Source organism: Solirubrobacter pauli, from assembly GCF_003633755.1.
Classification (GTDB): domain Bacteria; phylum Actinomycetota; class Thermoleophilia; order Solirubrobacterales; family Solirubrobacteraceae; genus Solirubrobacter; species Solirubrobacter pauli.
The window spans coordinates 2,480,565-2,497,803 of record NZ_RBIL01000002.1; the positions used below are offsets into that span (position 1 = coordinate 2,480,565).

Annotated in this window: 16 protein-coding genes; 5 read left to right on the forward strand and 11 right to left on the reverse strand. The window is 70.9% G+C overall.

Translation table 11 applies throughout. The annotated features are described in order from the left end of the window. Window positions 1-43: 43 nt before the first annotated feature. Window positions 44-547 carry a MarR family winged helix-turn-helix transcriptional regulator gene (locus tag C8N24_RS31185; RefSeq protein WP_121257632.1) on the forward strand — a complete coding sequence of 168 codons (504 nt, stop codon included), beginning with the start codon at window positions 44-46 and terminating at the stop codon, window positions 545-547. On the opposite strand, the gene C8N24_RS31190 is transcribed toward C8N24_RS31185, so the two are convergent. The 4 genes from C8N24_RS31190 to C8N24_RS31205 form a co-directional block, all read right to left on the reverse strand. Further along, a complete protein-coding gene (locus C8N24_RS31190; protein ID WP_170179546.1) occupies window positions 544-1,581 on the reverse strand; it encodes a substrate-binding domain-containing protein in 1,038 nt (345 codons plus the stop codon). The two genes, C8N24_RS31185 and C8N24_RS31190, sit on opposite strands and share 4 nt — an antisense overlap. A 72-nt stretch (window positions 1,582-1,653) precedes the next feature. After that, on the reverse strand, window positions 1,654-2,628 hold the full coding sequence (locus C8N24_RS31195) for an ABC transporter permease (RefSeq protein ID WP_121257636.1): 975 nt from the start codon (window positions 2,626-2,628) through the stop codon (window positions 1,654-1,656). After that, window positions 2,625-4,160 (reverse strand): sugar ABC transporter ATP-binding protein, encoded by a 1,536-nt coding sequence (locus C8N24_RS31200; RefSeq protein ID WP_121257638.1) that lies wholly within the window; start codon window positions 4,158-4,160, stop codon window positions 2,625-2,627. The genes C8N24_RS31195 and C8N24_RS31200 overlap by 4 nt, the downstream gene beginning before the upstream one ends. Beyond that, window positions 4,157-5,311, reverse strand: a complete 1,155-nt coding sequence (locus tag C8N24_RS31205) for a Gfo/Idh/MocA family protein (RefSeq protein ID WP_121257640.1) — start codon at window positions 5,309-5,311, stop codon at window positions 4,157-4,159. The genes C8N24_RS31200 and C8N24_RS31205 overlap by 4 nt, the downstream gene beginning before the upstream one ends. A gap of 137 nt (window positions 5,312-5,448) precedes the next feature. On the opposite strand from C8N24_RS31205, the gene C8N24_RS31210 reads away from it, so the two are divergent. Continuing rightward, window positions 5,449-6,675, forward strand: a complete 1,227-nt coding sequence (locus C8N24_RS31210; RefSeq protein ID WP_121257642.1) for an ROK family transcriptional regulator — start codon at window positions 5,449-5,451, stop codon at window positions 6,673-6,675. Window positions 6,676-6,816: 141 nt separating this feature from the next. Next, window positions 6,817-7,983 carry an ROK family transcriptional regulator gene (locus tag C8N24_RS31215; protein ID WP_121257644.1) on the forward strand — a complete coding sequence of 389 codons (1,167 nt, stop codon included), beginning with the start codon at window positions 6,817-6,819 and terminating at the stop codon, window positions 7,981-7,983. 269 nt (window positions 7,984-8,252) lie between these two features. Here the strand turns inward: C8N24_RS31215 and C8N24_RS31220 are convergent, their stop codons facing one another. The 7 genes from C8N24_RS31220 to C8N24_RS31245 form a co-directional block, all read right to left on the reverse strand. Continuing rightward, entirely contained in the window at window positions 8,253-9,644 is a 1,392-nt protein-coding gene (locus C8N24_RS31220; RefSeq protein WP_211340203.1) for an alkaline phosphatase family protein, read from the reverse strand. After that, a complete protein-coding gene (gene eboE, locus C8N24_RS31225; protein WP_121257648.1) occupies window positions 9,644-10,777 on the reverse strand; it encodes a metabolite traffic protein EboE in 1,134 nt (377 codons plus the stop codon). Before eboE ends, C8N24_RS31220 begins: the two co-directional genes overlap by 1 nt. A gap of 7 nt (window positions 10,778-10,784) precedes the next feature. After that, entirely contained in the window at window positions 10,785-11,645 is an 861-nt protein-coding gene (locus C8N24_RS31230) for a TatD family hydrolase (RefSeq protein ID WP_121257650.1), read from the reverse strand. Further along, complete coding sequence (locus C8N24_RS34450; protein ID WP_211340204.1) at window positions 11,642-12,364, reverse strand: EboA domain-containing protein; 723 nt, start codon at window positions 12,362-12,364, stop codon at window positions 11,642-11,644. Before C8N24_RS34450 ends, C8N24_RS31230 begins: the two co-directional genes overlap by 4 nt. Next, complete coding sequence (locus C8N24_RS34455) at window positions 12,361-13,203, reverse strand: sugar phosphate isomerase/epimerase family protein (RefSeq protein WP_170179547.1); 843 nt, start codon at window positions 13,201-13,203, stop codon at window positions 12,361-12,363. Before C8N24_RS34455 ends, C8N24_RS34450 begins: the two co-directional genes overlap by 4 nt. Next, complete coding sequence (locus tag C8N24_RS31240) at window positions 13,200-14,024, reverse strand: SCO3242 family prenyltransferase (protein WP_211340205.1); 825 nt, start codon at window positions 14,022-14,024, stop codon at window positions 13,200-13,202. The genes C8N24_RS34455 and C8N24_RS31240 overlap by 4 nt, the downstream gene beginning before the upstream one ends. 77 nt (window positions 14,025-14,101) lie before the next feature. Beyond that, the gene (locus C8N24_RS31245) at window positions 14,102-15,265 is read right to left on the reverse strand and encodes an inositol-3-phosphate synthase (protein ID WP_121257654.1); all 1,164 of its coding nucleotides are present in this window, start codon (window positions 15,263-15,265) and stop codon (window positions 14,102-14,104) included. A 145-nt stretch (window positions 15,266-15,410) separates the two neighbouring features. Here C8N24_RS31245 and C8N24_RS31250 point away from each other — a divergent pair, with 145 nt between their 5' ends. Both C8N24_RS31250 and C8N24_RS31255 read left to right on the forward strand, forming a co-directional pair. Continuing rightward, window positions 15,411-16,166, forward strand: a complete 756-nt coding sequence (locus C8N24_RS31250; protein WP_211340206.1) for a ThuA domain-containing protein — start codon at window positions 15,411-15,413, stop codon at window positions 16,164-16,166. Between the two features lie 13 nt (window positions 16,167-16,179). Continuing rightward, a complete protein-coding gene (locus tag C8N24_RS31255; protein ID WP_121257658.1) occupies window positions 16,180-17,109 on the forward strand; it encodes a WD40/YVTN/BNR-like repeat-containing protein in 930 nt (309 codons plus the stop codon). The last annotated feature ends 130 nt before the right edge of the window (window positions 17,110-17,239 follow it).

Here is a 17,239-nt window from a genome sequence, read left to right on the forward strand (position 1 = left end):
CGCGCTCATCCGTTGGGTGCGTCCGCTGTAATTAGCGCCGCAGATGTCGGACCCGCTCCCCTTCGACCCCGTCCACGAAGCAGCCCGCAACTGGGCCAAGCACTTCGGCGACGATCCGGTCCCGTCGATGGCCGCCGTGACGAGCATCATGCGCGTGCAGCAGATCCTGCTCGCGCGCCTGAACGACACGCTCAAGCCGTTCGACCTGACGTTCCCGCGCTACGAGGCGCTGATGCTCCTGTTCTACAGCCGCAAGGGCGCGCTGCCGCTGGGCAAGATGGGCGACCGCCTGCAGGTGCACCGCACGAGCGTCACCAACATCATCGACGGCCTCGAGCGCAGCGGCTTCGTCACGCGCGAGCCGCACGAGCGCGACCGCCGCACCACGCTCGCCGCCTTAACGGACAAGGGCCGCCAGACGGCGGCCCAAGCCACTGAAGTGCTCAATGAGATGCACTTCGGCACCGAGCCCCTCGCGAAGGAGGAGCTCGATGCCGTCACTCGCACGCTACATCGCCTGCGAGCCGATGCCGACGGCTTCGACTAGAAGCCGAGGTTCATGTACTGATCGACGTTCTCCTGCGTGACCGTGGTGGCGGCCAGCGTGATGCGGGAGGGGATCTCCGGGGCGGCGAAGCCCGGGAGGCCCTTCTTCTGGCCGAGCAGCGACGCCAGGTAGACGGCGTCGGCGGACATGGCCGGGTTGTAGAGGAACGTCGCCTTCCACAGGCCACCCTCCTTGATGCGCTCCATGACGGCCTTCGAGCCGCCGGCGCCCGTCATCCACATCTCGTCGGCACGGCCGGCGTTCTCGATGGCCGAGGCAACGCCCTCGCCCATGTCGTCGTCGTGCGTGTAGACGGCGTCGATCTGCTTCTGGCCCTGCAGGATGTTCTCCATGACGGAGAGGCCCTTGTCCGGGACGAAGTCGGCCGGCTGCTTGGCGACGATCTTGATGCCGTCGTTGCAGCGCTTCTTGAGCTGATCGGCGAAGCCCTGCGAGCGCTGCTCGGTCACCGAGATGCCCGCGACGCCCTGGATCTCGACGACGTTGCCCTTGCACTGCAGCTGGTCGGCGAAGAAGTTGCCGGCCTGCACGCCGATGCCGTAGTTGTCGCCACCGATGATGGTGTGGTAGGCCGAGGCGTTCGAGAACTCACGGTCGATGTTGATGACCTGGATGCCCTGGTCCATCGCCTTCTGCGCGACGGGGGTGAGCGGCTCACCCTCGTTCGGCAGGACGACGAGGACGTCCGGCTTCTCCTGGATCAGCGTCTCGATCTGGTCAGCCTGCTCGGCCGACGTCGTCGCCGAGTCGTTGACCGTCATGTCAAGGCCGAGCTCCTTGGCCTTGGCCTTGGCGTTGTCCGACAGCGCCTTGAGCCAGCCGTGGTCGGCGGCCGGAGCCGAGAACGCGATCTTGACGTCGGCGTTCTGAGCGGCCTGGTCCTCGGTCGAGGCGGCCTGGGTGGCGGTCGCCGTGGCGTTGCCCTCCGGCTCGTCCTCGCCGCCACAGGCGACGACGCCGAGACCGAGAGCGAAACCGGCGGCCACCACCGGCACGACACTCTTGAACTTCATGTTGGCACTCCTCCTCATTGCACGAGCGATCTAGGGTGAATCCGTTCGGTTACTTCTGTGTTGTGCGTCCGTTCAGGTGCTGCTGCGGCGCTGCAGCAACACGGCGGCGAGGATGATCCCGCCCTTGGTGATCTGCTGGATCTCGACCGCCAGGTTCATCAGCGTGAGCAGGTTGAACACGATGGCGAAGGTGATCACGCCGAGCACCGTTCCGACGATCGTCGCGCGACCGCCGGCGAGGCTCGTTCCCCCGATCACCACGGCGGCGATCGCGTCGAGCTCGTTCAGGTTGCCGGCCACGGGCGAAGCGCTCGCGAGCCGGCCGCACAGCAGGATGGCGGCGATGCCGACGCAGAGCCCGGACAGCGCGTAGACGCTGAACAGGATCCACCGGACCTTGATGCCGGCGATGCGCGCGGCTTCCTGGTTGCCGCCGACGGCCACGACGTAGCGACCGTATGGGGTGCGGTTGAGCAGAATCCAGCCGATCGCAGCGACCGCGAGGAACACGATCAGCGACGACGGGATGCCGATGACCTCGCCGGTGCCGAACCACCGCACGGCGTCCAGGTCAAAGAGTGAGATCGGGGTCTTGTCGCTCATCCACAGCGCCAGACCGCGGGCCATCAGCAGCATGGCCAGGGTGGCGATGAACGGCACGACCTTGCCGTAGGCGACCGCGAGGCCGTTGATCGAGCCGAGCGCGACGCCCATCAGGATCGCGCCGACCATGAACGCGAGCGAGCCCGAGTCCACGACCAGACCACCGGCGACGCCGGCGGCCGCGAGCATGGCGCCGACCGAGAGGTCGATGCCCGCGGTGGCGATCACGAACGTCATGCCGATCGCCATGACGCCCACGATCGAGCCCTGGCGGAGCACGTTGAACAGGTTGTCCGTCGAGAGGAACGAGTCCCCCTTCAGGATCGTGCCCGCGACCACGAGGAGCGCGATGACGCCGACGAGCGCGTACTCCTGGTAGTCGAAGTTCAGGCCTCGTCCACCGGCCTTCTTGTTGGCGGGAGGCGCCGCCTCAGCCGTGCTCATCGTGTCTCCTCCAGAACAACATTGGTGTCAGTCGGCGCGACGGCGTGGCTCAGCAGCTCGACCTCGGTCGCGGTTTCCCCGTCGACCTCGGCGACCAGCTCGCCCTCGCGCATGATCAGGATTCGGGAGCTCAGCCCCATCAGCTCCTCCATCTCGGAGGAAACCACCACGACGGCGATGCCCGCCGCCGAGAGCTCGGCGATCAGCCGGTAGATCTCGGCCTTGGCGCCGACGTCGACGCCGCGCGTCGGCTCGTCGAGCAGCAGCACGCGGCACTCGCGCAGCAGCCAGCGGGCCAGGACGACCTTCTGCTGGTTGCCGCCGGACAGCTCCCGGGTGATCCGGTTCGGGTTGTCCGGCACCGTGTTGAGCTCGCGCAGCTTCTCGCCCGTCAGCTTGCGCTCCTCACGCAGGCTGATGATGCCGCCGGTGGTGAAGCGGCTCAGGTCCGCGACGCTCACGTTCTTGGCCAGGCTCCAGCCGAGCAGCAGGCCCTGGGACTTGCGGTCCTCGGGGGCCAGGCCCATGCCGCGCTCGATCGCGACGGCGGGGTTGCCGGCCGGGACCTTCTTGCCGTCCAGGTAGACCTCGCCGGTGTCCGGCTTGTCGAGGCCGTAGACCAGGCGCAGCAGCTCGGAGCGACCGGCGCCGACCAGGCCGCCGATGCCGAGCACCTCGCCCGCGCGGACCTGGAAGGAGCTCTCCTTCACGCGCGGGGCGCCGGAGACGCCACGGACGTCGAGGACGACGTCGGCGTCCGCCGCGGCCTTCGCGCGGGTCGGGAAGAGCTGGTCCACCTTGCGGCCCACCATCTTCTCGACGAGCTCGGCGCGCGGCGTGTCGGCCGGCAGACCCGTGGCGACGGTGCGGCCGTCGGACAGCACCGTGACGCGGTCGCCGATGCGCGGGATCTCGTCCAGGCGGTGCGAGATGTAGATCACGCCGACGCCGTCGGCGGTGAGCTTGCGCACGACGTCGAACAGCGTCTCGACCTCGCCGTCGTCGAGGATCGCGGACGGCTCGTCCATGATCAGCAGCTTCACGTTGCGCGACAGGGCGCGGGCGATCGAGACGATCTGCTGCGCGGCGGGGCGCAGCTGGCGGACGAACATGTCCGGCTTGATGTCGGCGTGCTCGAGGCGCGTGAGCAGCGCGGTCGTGTCGGCGCGCATCTTCGCGCGGTCGAGCAGGCCGAGCCGGCGCGGCTCGTGCCCGAGGAAGATCGACTCGGCGACCCGCAGGTCCTCGACGAGGTCGAGCTCCTGGTAGATCGTGCCGATGCCGAGCGCCATCGACTGCGACGGCTCCCCGACCGGCAAGGGCTTGCCCTCGATCAGGATCTGGCCCTCGGTCGGCGCGTGCACGCCCGAGATGCACTTGATCAACGTGGACTTGCCGGCCCCGTTCGGGCCGAGCAGGCAGTGCACTTCCCCGGCCCGCACGTCGAAGTCCATGCCCTTCAGGGCCATGACTCCCGGGTACTGCTTCGTGATCCCTCGGACCTCGAGCAGCGGAGCGGTGCTCTCGCTCATCCTGTGACCCCCGCAGCTTCAATCGACACGTCGACCCAACGATCCTCACGCGCGGACCGCAGCACCGCGTCGGTGAGGCGGGCGGCACGCAGGCCGTCCGCGAACACCGGCAGGCCATCGGCGACCGCGCCCGTCTCCACCGCCTCGTAGACCTCCGCCGTGAAGGCGTCGAAGCAGTCGGCGTAGCCCTGCGGATGGCCGGCGGGAAGCACGGCGTAGCGCTGGGCGGCGGCGGACAGGTGCTCGGGGTCGCGCTTGATGATCGTCGCGGACTCGCGACGGCCGACCCACAGGTCCTCGGGCTCTTCCTGGCAGAACTGCAGCGCTTCCTCGCCACCGTCGATCTCGAGCCACAGGCGGTTCTTGCGGCCGGCGGAGATCTGGCTGATGACGGTCGAGCCGACCGCGCCCTGGTCGGTCTCGAACTGGACGACGGCGGCGTCCTCGGTGCCGACCGAGCGCTGCTCACCACTGCCGTTGGCGCTCGAGAACGCGGCGTGCGCCTCGGACTTCGTGCGCTCCGCGTTGGCGATGAGCGTGCGCGCGCAGAGGCGGACGATCCGGTGCCCCGTGACGAACTCGGCGAGATCGCACCAGTGCGAGCCGATGTCGGCGAACGCGCGGGACGCTCCACCGAGGTCCTCCTCGACGCGCCAGTTGTCGTCCGTGGACTTCAGCAGCCAGTCCTGCAGGTACGTCCCGTGGATCAGGCGCACGGGCCCGGTGCTGCCGGTGCGGACGCGCTCGCGCGCCTCGCGGACCGTGGGGTAGAAGCGGTAGACGAACGGGACGGCGGCGATCTTGCCCGAGCGGGCGGCCGCGTCGGCCAGCGTCTGGGCGCTCTCGGCGTCCATCGCGATCGGCTTCTCGAGGATCACGTGCTTGCCGGCGGCGAGAGCCGCTTCCGCGAGCGGGACATGCAGGTGGTTGGGCGTGCAGATGTGGACCACGTCGACGTCGTCCGCCGCGACCAGCTCGTCAGCGCTCTCGAACGCGCGCTCGGCGCCGAGCGTGGCGGCGGCGCGGCGGGCGCTCTCAGGGGAGGACGCGGCCACCCCCACGAGGGAAGCCCCCGCAAGCCGGGCGGAGCGCGCATGTACGGCACCGATGAACCCGGTCCCTGCGATGGCAACACGAACACCTCGTGACATGCAAACCAAGCTAGTACGACTTCATCCGAGTGTCAAGCAAAAGCCTGTCGGCGTTTGACCGAGATCGTCTGACAATCGACGTCTTATCATCCGCACTTCAGTCGATTTGACCCGAGAAGTCTGGTTAACTCAGGATCATGCTGAGCGCGGGAGAGGGCAACGGCGGCACATCACCGAACGGTGCGGGGCGTGTCCTGTCGCTGATCCGCGACGGCGAGGCGGTCACGCGCGCGGACCTTGCGCGTCGGACGGGGCTCGCCCGCTCGACAGTAGCTCAGAGGGTCGAGGCGCTCCTCGCGCACGATCTCGTCTACGAGGCCGGCGGCAGCGCGTCCACGGGCGGGCGGCCGCCGACGGTCCTGGCGTTCAACCGCTCTGCGGGGGTCGTGCTGGTGGCCGATCTGGGCGCGACGCACTCACGGCTCGCGGTCAGCGATCTGTCGGGCACGCCGCTCGCCGAGCGCGCGTACGACTCCGACATCGCGCGCGACCCGGAAGCCGCCCTCGCCTGGGTGAACGACCGCTTCCAGGAGCTGCTCGCCGAGATCGAGCGCGAGGCCGAGGACGTGCGCGGGATCGGCCTGGGCGTGCCCGCGCCGGTCGCGTTCTCGCGCGGCGAGCCGGTCGCGCCGCCGATGATGCCCGGCTGGGACGGGTTCTCGATCCCGGACTGGTTCGCCAAGCACTACGACGCGCCCGTGCTGGTCGACAACGACGTCAACATCATGGCGCTGGGCGAGCACTGGATGCACTGGCGTGACACCGACCACCTGCTGTTCGTCAAGCTCGGCACCGGCATCGGGTGCGGCATCGTCACCGACCGCCGGATCCACCGCGGCGCGCAGGGCGCGGCCGGGGACATCGGGCACGTGCGGCTGGCCGGGCACGACGTCGTCTGCCGTTGCGGGAACATCGGCTGCCTCGAGGCGGTCGCGGGCGGGCGGGCGCTCGCGGCGCAGCTCGCGCGCGGGGGACTCGATGCGAAGACCTCGCGGGACGTGGTGCGGCTCGTCAAGCTCGGGGAGCCGCAGGCGATCGCGGCGGTGCGCGACGCGGGCCGCTCCCTCGGCGAGGTGCTCGCGGAGTGCATCAACTTCTTCAACCCGGGCGCGATCGTCATCGGTGGTGACATCGCGGAAGCGCACCAGCATCTCCTCGCGGGCGTGCGCGAGATCGCCTTCGGGCGCTCGCTGCCGATGGCGACGCGCGACCTGCGCATGGGGTGCTCGCAGCTGGGTGACCGCGCCGGCGTGCTGGGAGCCGCGATCATGGTCGTCGAGCACGTGCTGGCCCCGGAGACGGTCGACCGGGTGATCGCCACCGAGATGGCGGGTGCGGGGAGAAAGCGCCAGCCGACGGCTTAAGACCAAGGGGTTGGCGCAAGTCAGCCGCGGCGCACCGGTTCGTGCGGGCGACGGCGAAACTTTCCGGCAGAAGCCGTGTTGTGCCGCCGCCCCCTCTGCTTTACTTCCGTCGATGGCGGACCCTCTACCGAACCAACTCCCATGACCGGCGCGGGATCGTTGCTGCGCCTGATCCGCAACGGGGAGGCGGTGACGCGTGCGGACCTCGTGCGCCGCACCGGTTTGGCGCGGTCGACGGTCGCTCAGCGGCTGGATGCGCTGCTGGCGCACCAGCTCGTCTACGAAGCCGGCGGGAGCGCCTCGACGGGCGGCCGCCCGCCCACGGTCCTCGCCTTCAACCAGGGCGCGGGCGTCGTCCTCGTGGCTGATCTCGGCGCGACGCACTCGCGCCTCGTCGTGTCGGACCTCGCCGGTGGCCCGCTGGCCGAGACCACGTTCGACATGGACATCGCCGACGGTCCCGAGATCGTCCTGGAGAACGTGCACGAGGCGTTCGTCGGCCTGCTCACGGAGATCCAGCGCAGCCCGGACGACGTGCGCGGCATCGGCGTCGGCGTCCCGGGTCCGGTCGCGTTCTCGCGCGGCGAGCCGGTCGCGCCCCCGATCATGCCCGGCTGGGACGGCTACTCGATCCCGGACTGGTTCAGCAAGCACTACGACGCGCCGGTCCTCGTCGACAACGACGTGAACATCATGGCGCTCGGCGAGCACTGGACCTACTGGCGCGAGATCGAGCACCTGCTGTACGTGAAGATCGGCACCGGCATCGGCTGCGGCATCGTCGCCGGCCGGCGCATCCACCGCGGCGCCCAGGGCGCGGCGGGCGACATCGGCCACGTCCGGCTCGCCGGCCACGATGACGTCATCTGCCGCTGCGGCAACATCGGCTGCCTCGAGGCCGTCGCCGGCGGCCGCGCACTCGCGTCCAACCTCACCGCCGCGGGCCTCACCGCCGAGTCCTCGCGCGACGTCGTCACGCTCGTGCGGGCGGGCGAGCCGCAGGCCATCCAGGCCGTCCGCGACGCCGGCCGCTACCTCGGCGAGGTCCTCGCCGGCTGCGTGAACTTCTTCAACCCGGGCGCGATCGTCATCGGCGGCGACATCTCCGAAGCCCACCAGCAGCTGCTGGCCGGCGTGCGCGAGGTCATCTTCCAGCGCTCACTGCCCCTGGCGACGGGCGACCTCCGCATCGTCCCCTCCCGCCTGGGCGACCGCGCGGGCGCGATCGGCGCCGCGATCATGGTCATCGAGCACGTGCTCGCACCCGAGGCCGTGGACCGCGCCATCCAGGCCGGCCTGGCCGCCTAAGCACCACCGCGACGCCGCTGCGCGCGGGCTTGCCCGCGCGCGAAGAGCCCCCGCGGCCCTGGGCGCGAAGCAACGCGCTGCGGCCGCCGCCCCGCGCCACGCCATCGCCCTGCGCGCGCCACCGCCGCGCCATCGCCCCGCCGCGCCATGGCCCGCCCCGCCATCGCCGTGGCTCTCAGCGCGCGACGCTTTGCGCTGCGCTGCCCGACGGTGTGCTCCCCGGCGCGCGACCGTCAGCCGCGCGCCACTCGAGCTGAACGCCGCGGCGTCTAGGACGCGCGCGCGGCCTCGGTCACGCCCGCGAGGTCCAGCAGCAGGTCGCGGACGTCGGTCGCGGCGACTCGGTCACGCGCGTGGGAGGTCTCGCTGCACAGGAACACCGGGCCGTCCTCGTCGCCGGGCGGGAGGAGGCCGTGGGTGCCCTTGACGTACTTGGAGGCGTCGAGGCCGACGACCGACAGGACGTAGCGCAAGCCGGTCTTCTTGCGCACGAGGGCCTTGGCGCCGCGGATCTTGGCGCCCTTCTCGTCGTCCGGGTCCCAGAAGAGCTCGGCGGGGTCGTAGCCGGGCTTGCGGTGGATCTCGACCTGCTGGCCGAAGTCCGGGGCGTGGGCGTTGTCGAGCCAGTAGTGGTAGGTGAACCAGGCGTCGCGCTCGGCGAGGACGACGAGCTCGCCCGACCGCTCGTGGTTGAGGCCCGCGGCGGCGAGCGACTCGCCTTCGAGGATCTCCCCCACGCCGTCGAGGCCGGACAACACGTCACGCACGGCCGGGATGTCGGCGGCGTTCGGGACGTACACGTGGCCGATCTGGTGGTCGCTCACGCAGAACGCGCGCGAGGTCCAGGGGTCCAGGTACTCCATGCCGGCCTGGCTGTAGACGTTCAGGAAGCCGGCGCGGCGCAGCGCGCGGTTGATCTCCACCGGCCGCTTGGCCTCGGTGATGCCGTACTCGCTGAGGACGACGATCTGGTCGCCGCGCTTGCGGCAGTGGTCGATCAGGTCGCCGAGGACCGCGTCCAGCTCGACCGCGGCCTTGGCCGCCTCGGGCGAGTCGGGGCCGAAGCGCTGGTGGTCGTAGTCGAGGTGCGGCAGGTACACGAGCGCCATGTCGAGCTTCTCGTTGTCCAGCACGATCTTCGTGGCGTCCGCGATCCACTTGGTGGACTTGATGTTCGCCGTCGGGCCCCAGTACTGGAACAGGGGGAACTCGCCGAGCGGGCCGGTCAGGTTGTCGTGCAGCTGCGGCGGGAACGTGTAGCAGTCCGGCGACTTGGCGCCGTCCGCGTGGTAGATCGGGCGCGGCGTGACCGTCAGGTCGGTGGAGGCGCCCATCGCGTACCACCAGCACACGTTCGCGACCCGGAAGTCCGGCTTCGCGCGGCGCGCGGTCTCCCACACCTTCTCGCCCTGGACCAGCTTGTTGTGCTGGCGCCAGAGGAAGACCTCGCCGAGGTCACGGAAGTACCAGCCGTTGCCGACGATGCCGTGGTCGGCGGGCGTGCCGCCGGTCACGAACGACGCCTGCACCGAGCAGGTCACCGCCGGGACGATCGGATCCAGCGCGGCCTGGAAGCCGTCCGCCCCGAGCTTCGAGGTGCGCGGCATGTGCTTGAGCGCTTTCGGCGTGAGCCCCACCGCATCCACGACCACCAGCGTCATCAGAGAACCTCCGCTCCCAGCGCGACCAGCCGGTCACGCGTCCATTCCAGCTCGGAGGCCAGCCCGGCCACGAGCCCTTCGTCGTCCGTGGGCGCGTCGCGCATGACGCTCCACGTGTAGGTCTCGACCTCGAAGTGGCGCGTGCGCGGCACGGCGCCACCGGCGAGCTGGCCCAGGGTGTCCACCAGCTCGTCCTGGGTCGTGTGCTCGTGCGTGTGCACGGGCACGTGGAAGTGCACGCGCCACTGGTCCTTCGCGGGCAGCGCGCCGTCCAGCGCCTCGGGCAGGTCGTCGGTGCCCTGCACGCCCGCGTCGACGATCTCGCGCGTCTGGTGCAGGAACTTGGGCTCGACGAACCCCGCGAGCAGCTCGCGGCCTGCCTCCGAGCCCGGGTCGTCCACGCGCAGCGCGGAGGACACCTGGGTCTTGACCACCGACACGCCCGCCTCGTCCAACGCGGCGACCGCGCCCGCCCCCGTCTCGAACTGCACGGCGAGATGGCACGCGTCCAGGCACACGCCGATCCAGTCCGGCGCGAGCCCGCGCAGCGCCTCGCACGCCTGCGCGATCGTCTCGATCGTGCACCCGGGCTCGGGCTCCAGCGCGAGCCGCACCCGCTTGCCGGTGTCCCGCTCCACGCGCTCGAGCTCCGCGGCGACGTCGGCCAGCCCGCGCAGGGATTCGGCCTGCTCGGCCGGCCCCCAACCCTCGCGCCAGCCCAGCGGCAGCGTCGAGATCGAGCCTTCCTCCACGTCCTCCGGCAGCAACCGGGCGAGCAGCCGCGCGAGCCCTTTCGTGTACTCGCGCCGCGCGTCCTGGGCCCAGTGCGGCCAGTAGACGTCCGTCTTGACGACGTCCGCGTGGAACGCCTTGTACGGGAACCCGTTCAGCGTCACGACCTCGAGCGACAGCTTGCGCAGCTGCTCCGACAGCCGATCCGCGGCGGCCTCGTCGGCCACCGCCGGCGCCGCCACCCACAGCCCGACGCCCAGCGACGGCACGTCGAGGCGCTCGCGCACACGCGCCGTGTAGCGCTCGAGCTGCGCCGCGACGCCGTCCAGGTCGTCGGCGGGATGGACGTTGGAGCAGTACGCGAGATGGAGCAGGCTGCCGTCGGGGTGACGCAGGCGCATCGAAGCCCTACCGCTCCCCGCGCAGCACGCCGCTGCCCTCGAACGTCGCCGTCAGGTCCGGCGACTCGATGTCGTCGAGGATCAGCTGGCCGCTCTGCGCGAAGAAGTCGACCGGGTTGCGCCACACGAGGCGGTCGATGTCGTCCTCGCTGAAGCCGGCCTCGGCCATGCGGTCGGCGGTCTTGCGGACCTTCAGCGGGTCCGACACGCCCCAGTCGCAGGCGGAGTTGACCAGCACGCGCTCCAAGCCGTGCTCCTGCGCGACGCGCACCATCCGGTGCTCGTCCATCTTGGTGCCCGGGTAGATCGAGAAGCCCGCCCAGCAGCCGGAGTCCAGGACGTCCTTGACCGTGAGCTCGTTGTTGTGGTCGATGACCACGAACTCGGGCTTGAGGCCGGACGCGAGGACCATCTCGATCGTCTTCAGCGTGCCGTGGGCCTTGTCACGGTGGGGCGTGTGCACGAGCACCGGCAGCTCGTACTCCACGGCCAGCTCGAGCTGGGCCTGCATCGCCCACTCCTCCGCGGCCGTCATCGCGTCGAAGCCGATCTCGCCGACGGCGACGACGCCGTCCTTGCCGAGGAAGCGCGGCAGGACGTCGATCACCTCGCGCGCGAGCGCCTCGTCGTTGGCCTCCTTGGGGTTGAGGCCGATCGTGCAGTGATGGCGGATGCCGAACTGCCCCGAGCGGAAGCGCTCCCAGCCAAGCAGGGAGTTGAAGTAGTCGATGAACGAGCCGACCGACGTGCGCGGCTGCCCCAGCCAGAACGCGGGTTCCACGAGCGCGCGCACCCCCGAGGCGTACATCGCCTCGTAGTCGTCGGTCGTGCGCGACGTCATGTGCGCGTGGGGGTCGAAGATCCTCATGCCTGGTGCTCCTGGACGTTTCGGTACGACAGGGCACGTTCGGCGGCCGCGCGGCGGTCCTCGAACGGGCTCTGCAGCTCAGCTTCGATCGCGGCGATGTGCTCCTGCGCCGGGTAGCGGTCGATGACCGTCCACACCTCGGGCGGCAGGTCGCGGCCGGCGGCCACGCGCTCGTGCACGAAGGCGGCGAGCATCCGTGCGCCGTCCGGTGTGACGCGCTCCGGGATCCCGTCGAGGCCGAGGATCGGCACGCCGACGAACACGCACTTGAGCACGGCTTGGTCGTACTGCGCGTCCGTCAGGTGCTGCGTCGCGTACGGGCCGAGGGCGGCGGCGATCAGCCGCGTGTCGTTCGTGCGGATCGCGTCGTCGACGAGCCCAAGCCCGCGGTCCCCGATGTCGAGGTACGGCAGCGCGCGCAGGATGCCACGGCGCTCGGCGGCGTCGCCGAAGCGGTACAGCTCGGCGAGCTCGGCCTCGGCGCGCTCGCCCGCGGCCTGCAGGAGCAGCACGCGCGCGGCGTCGTCGATCGTCCACGCCCACACGTCGGCGGGATCGTCGGCCGGGTCGAGCGGATCGCGCCCGACCTTGCGCCCGACCATCGCGAACTTGGAGCGCAGCACGGCCGGGTCGGCCGCCACCGCCGCGCTCGTCTCGCGCAGCCAGTCCAGGCCTTCGGGCTTCGCCCGCTCCTCCAATGCAGCAGATAGATCCTTCATCGAACCGCCTCACGCTCAGCCGCGCGCAGCGCGGACTTGGCCGCCGGCACCGTCTCGTGCGCGGCATGGGAATGTCGTGAGAGCTCGACCGCGACCATCCCGGTGTAGTCGATCTCCGACAGCACGCGAAGGCTCTCGTCCAGGTCGAGCTCGCCTTCGCCGAACATCAGGTGCTCGTGGACGCCGCGGCGCATGTCCTCGATGTGGACGTGCGCGAGCGTCGGCGCGCCCCGGCGCACGCACTCGGTCACCGACATCGGCTCCAGGCAGACGATGTGCCCGATGTCGAGCGTGAGCCCGAGCGCCGGCGGGTTCCCGAGCCGCCGCTGCAGCTCCTCGTAGTCCGACAGCCGCTCCACGAGCATGCCCGGCTCGGGCTCGAACGCGAGCGTGACGCCCGCCGCGTCGGCGTGCGTGAGCACCCGCTCGCAGCCTTCGACCAGCAGGTCCCAGGCGCGCTCGGGCGACTCGTCCGGCGCGATCGAGCCGCTCCACATCGAGACGACGGGCGCGCCCAGCTCGACCGCGACGTCGACGGCCGTGCACAGCAGGTCGACGCGCTTCTGGCGGCCATCGCTGACGAGCGTCGGGAAGTGCTTGCGCCGCGGGTCGAGCACGAAGCGCGCGCCCGTCTCCACCACGCACGACATCCCGCGCTCTTCCAGTTCCGCGCGCACGCGCGCGGCGCGCGCGCGAAGGCGCGGGGCGAACGGGTCGAAGTGGATGTGGTCCAGCGTCAGCGCGATGCCGCCGTACCCGTTGTCGGCCAGCAGGTCGAGCGCATCCTCGAGCCGGTGGTCGGACAGCCCGTTCGAGACGTAGCCAAACCGCAGGCTCATGTCACCTTCCTCCTCCTGGAGAGCTTGCGAGCCAGCGGGAACAGCGCCGCGACGCCGGCGGCGGGGCCGAGCGAGCCCGCCCCAGCCATCAGCCCGGCTTCGAGCGGCATCAGCCCCATGATCCCGGCTCCCACGGACTTCTGCAGGCGGGCGGGCGTGGGCTCGGCGATCGCGTCCACGTGCGCCCGGCCGACGAACGCGCCGTAGGCACCGGCGAGGCCGACGGCGGCAGCACGACTGAGCTTCGGCGCACGCTGGCCGAGCAGCGCGCTCGCGCCGGCCACGGCCGCGGTGCCGGCGAGGGCGCGCTTGGACACGCTCGGATCGCCGCCCGTGACCTCTTGGCGTGAGACCTCGGTGACCATCGTGATGTGCGCCGTGACCACGGCGGCGGCCGGCAGCGCGGCGGCGGCGCCGCTCGTGCCCGACCCGACCAGCACGTCCAGGCCACGGCAGGCGGCCATCGACAGCGACGCGACCGGCGTGTCCTTGCCGAACAGGTCGTAGCCCCAGACGGCGGCGGCCAGCGGCCAGGCGAGCGGCAGCGCGCGCTTGCCGTCGGCGGCGACGGCCAGCGCCAGCGAGCCCGCGGTCAGCGCGCCCGCGAACCCGAGCGCGAACTCGGGCGAGATCCGCCCGGACGGGATCGGCCGTGAGGGGCGCTCGACCGCGTCGACCTCACGGTCGGCGTAGTCGTTGAGCGCCATCCCGGCCAGGTACATCATCGACGACGACGCGACCAGCCCCGCGGTCCGCGGGACGTTGCCGAGCTGGCCGGACGCGGCCACCCCGACGAGCACGTCGCCCGGAACGGACAGCACCGCCGGTAGCCGGACGAGCTCGGCGAGGTCTCCCGCGCGGCGAATCCGAGCCCGTCGGCGAAAGCCGCGTGGCATCGCTAGGCGACGACCCGCTGGAGTACCCAGCGCTCGAGCATGTCGTACTGGGTGTGCAGGGCGTGCTCGGTCGAGCCCGCCGGATCCTTGAAGAAGAACGCGAGCGAGCTCAGCGTTCCGCGCTCACCGCGCTCGAGCGCGAGCGCGAGCAGGCGGATGAGGTCCAGCAGCAGCGGGGCGGCCAGCGTCGAGTCGCAGCCCTCCCAGGTGAACTGGAGCTTCATCCGGACGCCCATGAAGCCCTCGAAGACGACGTGGTCCCAGGCGGTCTTCCACTCGCCCATGTCCTTGACGTCTTCGATCCGGATCGGCGCCTCGACCGGGTAGCCGAGGATGTCCTCGAGCAGCTTGCCCTTGGAGTCCAGCTTGGACTGCGCGCGCTCCGGGTCGGCCAGCGCGGCACCGTCGCCGCCGCCGAGGATGTTGTACCCGGCCCACGAGCGCACCTTCAGGTTGCGCGTGCCCAGCGCGGGCGCGAGCACCGACTTCATGAACGTCTCGCCGGTCTTGCCGTCCGAGCCCGCGAGCGGGACCTCGTGCGCCTCGGCCAGCGCCTCGATGGCGGGCAGGCGGGCGCCGACGGACGGCGTGAAGTCCACGAACGCGGCACCGACCTCGATCGCCGCGAGCGCGTACAGCGCGCTCGGCGGAAGCACGGCCAGGCCACGGTCCAGCGCGTCCATCAGCAGCGCGGGGTCGGCGTGCGCCGGGTGCGGCTCGACGGGCGCCTCCGTCGACGAGACGTTGACGACGACCAGACGCTGGAGGTCGTTGCGGGTCTTGAACGAGCTGAGGTCGGAGACGATCCGGCCGAGGGCGGCGCGCGGCTCGGTGCGGGCCTCATGACCGGTGATGCCCGGGCGCTGCTCGGACTCGGCGGCTTCGATCGCGGCGCCGAGCGCGTTGGGCAGGCCGTGCGGCAGGACGCCGTCGTCGACGAGCTTCGCGGCGCGGAGCGCCAGCGGCGTCTCGACGACGTCGTGACCGCCGAAGACGAGATCACCGAGCTCCGGCATGCCGGCTTCGGTGAACGGCGGCCGCATGGTGACCATGCCCGTAGGCTCGGTAAGACCGGCAGCCACCGCTGCCGCGCCCGTCAGCGCAGTGGTCGCGACCGACCCGCGACCGCCGACGAGCCAGACGCCGACCCGGCGATCGGTACTCATGACCTGGGACCCTCCACGACCCGACGAGCGTAGCGTCGTGCCTCTCCTCGCTTCATCGCGTCCACTTTATGCTGCATGTCAAGACCAAGTCTGTTCGTTGCCCGGCAAAACAAATCTTTCGGCTAGGTGCACAGTGACCCTCCGTGTGCTCTTCCTCAGCCTGTTGCTGACGCTAGCGTCCGCTTGCGGCAGCCAGGCCAGCTCCGGACGAATAGCTGACCGCTTCCGTGTGCTCGTGCTCACGGAGACGACGGGCTATCGCCACGACTCGATTCCGGCCGGCGTGCGCGCCATCCAGAGGCTAGGACGAACGCACCGCTTCACGGTGGATACGACCGGATCGTCCAGTGGGTTCACCGCCAAGCGGCTGGCCCGCTACGACGCCGTGATCTTCCTGTCGGCGACCGGCACGCCGGTCGCCAAGCGCGCCGAGCAGCGCGCGTTCGAGCGCTACATCCGGGCCGGCGGCGGCTACCTGGGCATCCACGCGGCGTCCGACACCCGCGGGCGATGGCCCTGGTACGAGCAGCTCGTCGGCGCCCGCTTCACGCGTCACGCGCCCGGGACGGCGCGCGCGACCGTCAAGGTCGAGGACCGTCGCGCGGCGGCCACCGAGGCGCTCCCGGCCGAGTGGACGCGCACCGACGAGTGGTACGAGTTCGACCGCAACCCGCGCGGGCGCGTACGAGTGCTGGCGACCGTCGACGAGTCCAGCTACCGCGGCGGGAAGATGGGCGCGGACCATCCGATCGCCTGGTGCCACCGCTACGATGGCGGCCGCTCGGTGTACACCGCGATGGGTCACACGCGGGAGTCCTTCTCCGAGCGCCGGTTCCTTGCCCACCTGAAGGGCGCAATCGAGATGGCCGCCGGCCGCGCGAGGTTTGACTGTGCGCCTTAGTCCCGTACCGCTGATGCTGTGCCTGGTCCTCGCCGCGTGCGGCGGCAGCGATCCCGAGCCGTCACCGGACCCGTCGTCCGAGCCCACCGCGGCCGCGACGACCGACCCCGGCGGGGGCGGCGACGCGGAGCTGTCCTCCACCCCGCCCCCGGCGACGAACGACGGCTCCAGCCCCGCCGTGAACTCGATCGCGGTCGACCCCGGCGACGGCACGATCATCGTCGGCACCGGCCCGGCGCTGTTCCGCATCGATCCGGGCGCGAAGGAGGGCGAGCGGATCCTCGGCAAGCTCGAGGGCGCGGGCGCCCCGGCGACGGTCTCCGGGAACCTCGTGGTGCGCTTCACCGGCCCCGGCGAGCTGCTCGCCTCCGGCCACCCGCAGGCGGGCGACGTCGGGGAGAACCTGCCGCTGATCACCTCCAGCGACCACGGCGACAACTGGACGGTGGTGCCGAACACCTCCGAGGGCGACTACCACGAGCTCGAGCTCTTCGGCGACCTGCTGGTGGCGGTCAACGTCGAGTCGCCGGACATCCAGGTCAGCCGCGACAAGGGCGTCAGCTGGGAGAAGAAGACGCCGCCGCAGCTGCCGATCGACGTCGTCGTCGACCCCTCCGACCCGCAGCACTGGGCCGTCTCCACCGAGCAGGGCACGTTCCTGTCGACGAACGGCGGCGACTCCTGGCGTCCGCGCGACCCGAGCTCAGGCGCGCGGCTGGCGTGGCCGACCAAGGACAAGCTCTACAGCCTCGAGCGCAACGGCCAGCTGCGCGTCAGCGCCGACGGCGGTCAGAGCTTCAAGCCGGCCGGCGACGTCGGGGGCCTCCCGAGCGAGTTCACGTACGGCCCGAAGGGCGAGCTGTACGTCGCGATCGTCGGCGGGAAGATCCAGAAGTCGACCGACGGCGGCAAGTCGTGGGAGACCGCCGCGACTTTGAAGTAGGCCGACTGGTTACACGAGCATCTTTCGTACGCCAATAGAACAGAAGTCCAGTAGAACTCTCACGAAACTTCCGGTAGCTTTCTCATCGGGTTGTCACCCGGACCTGCTTACAGGTCCGTAACGAGGAGGA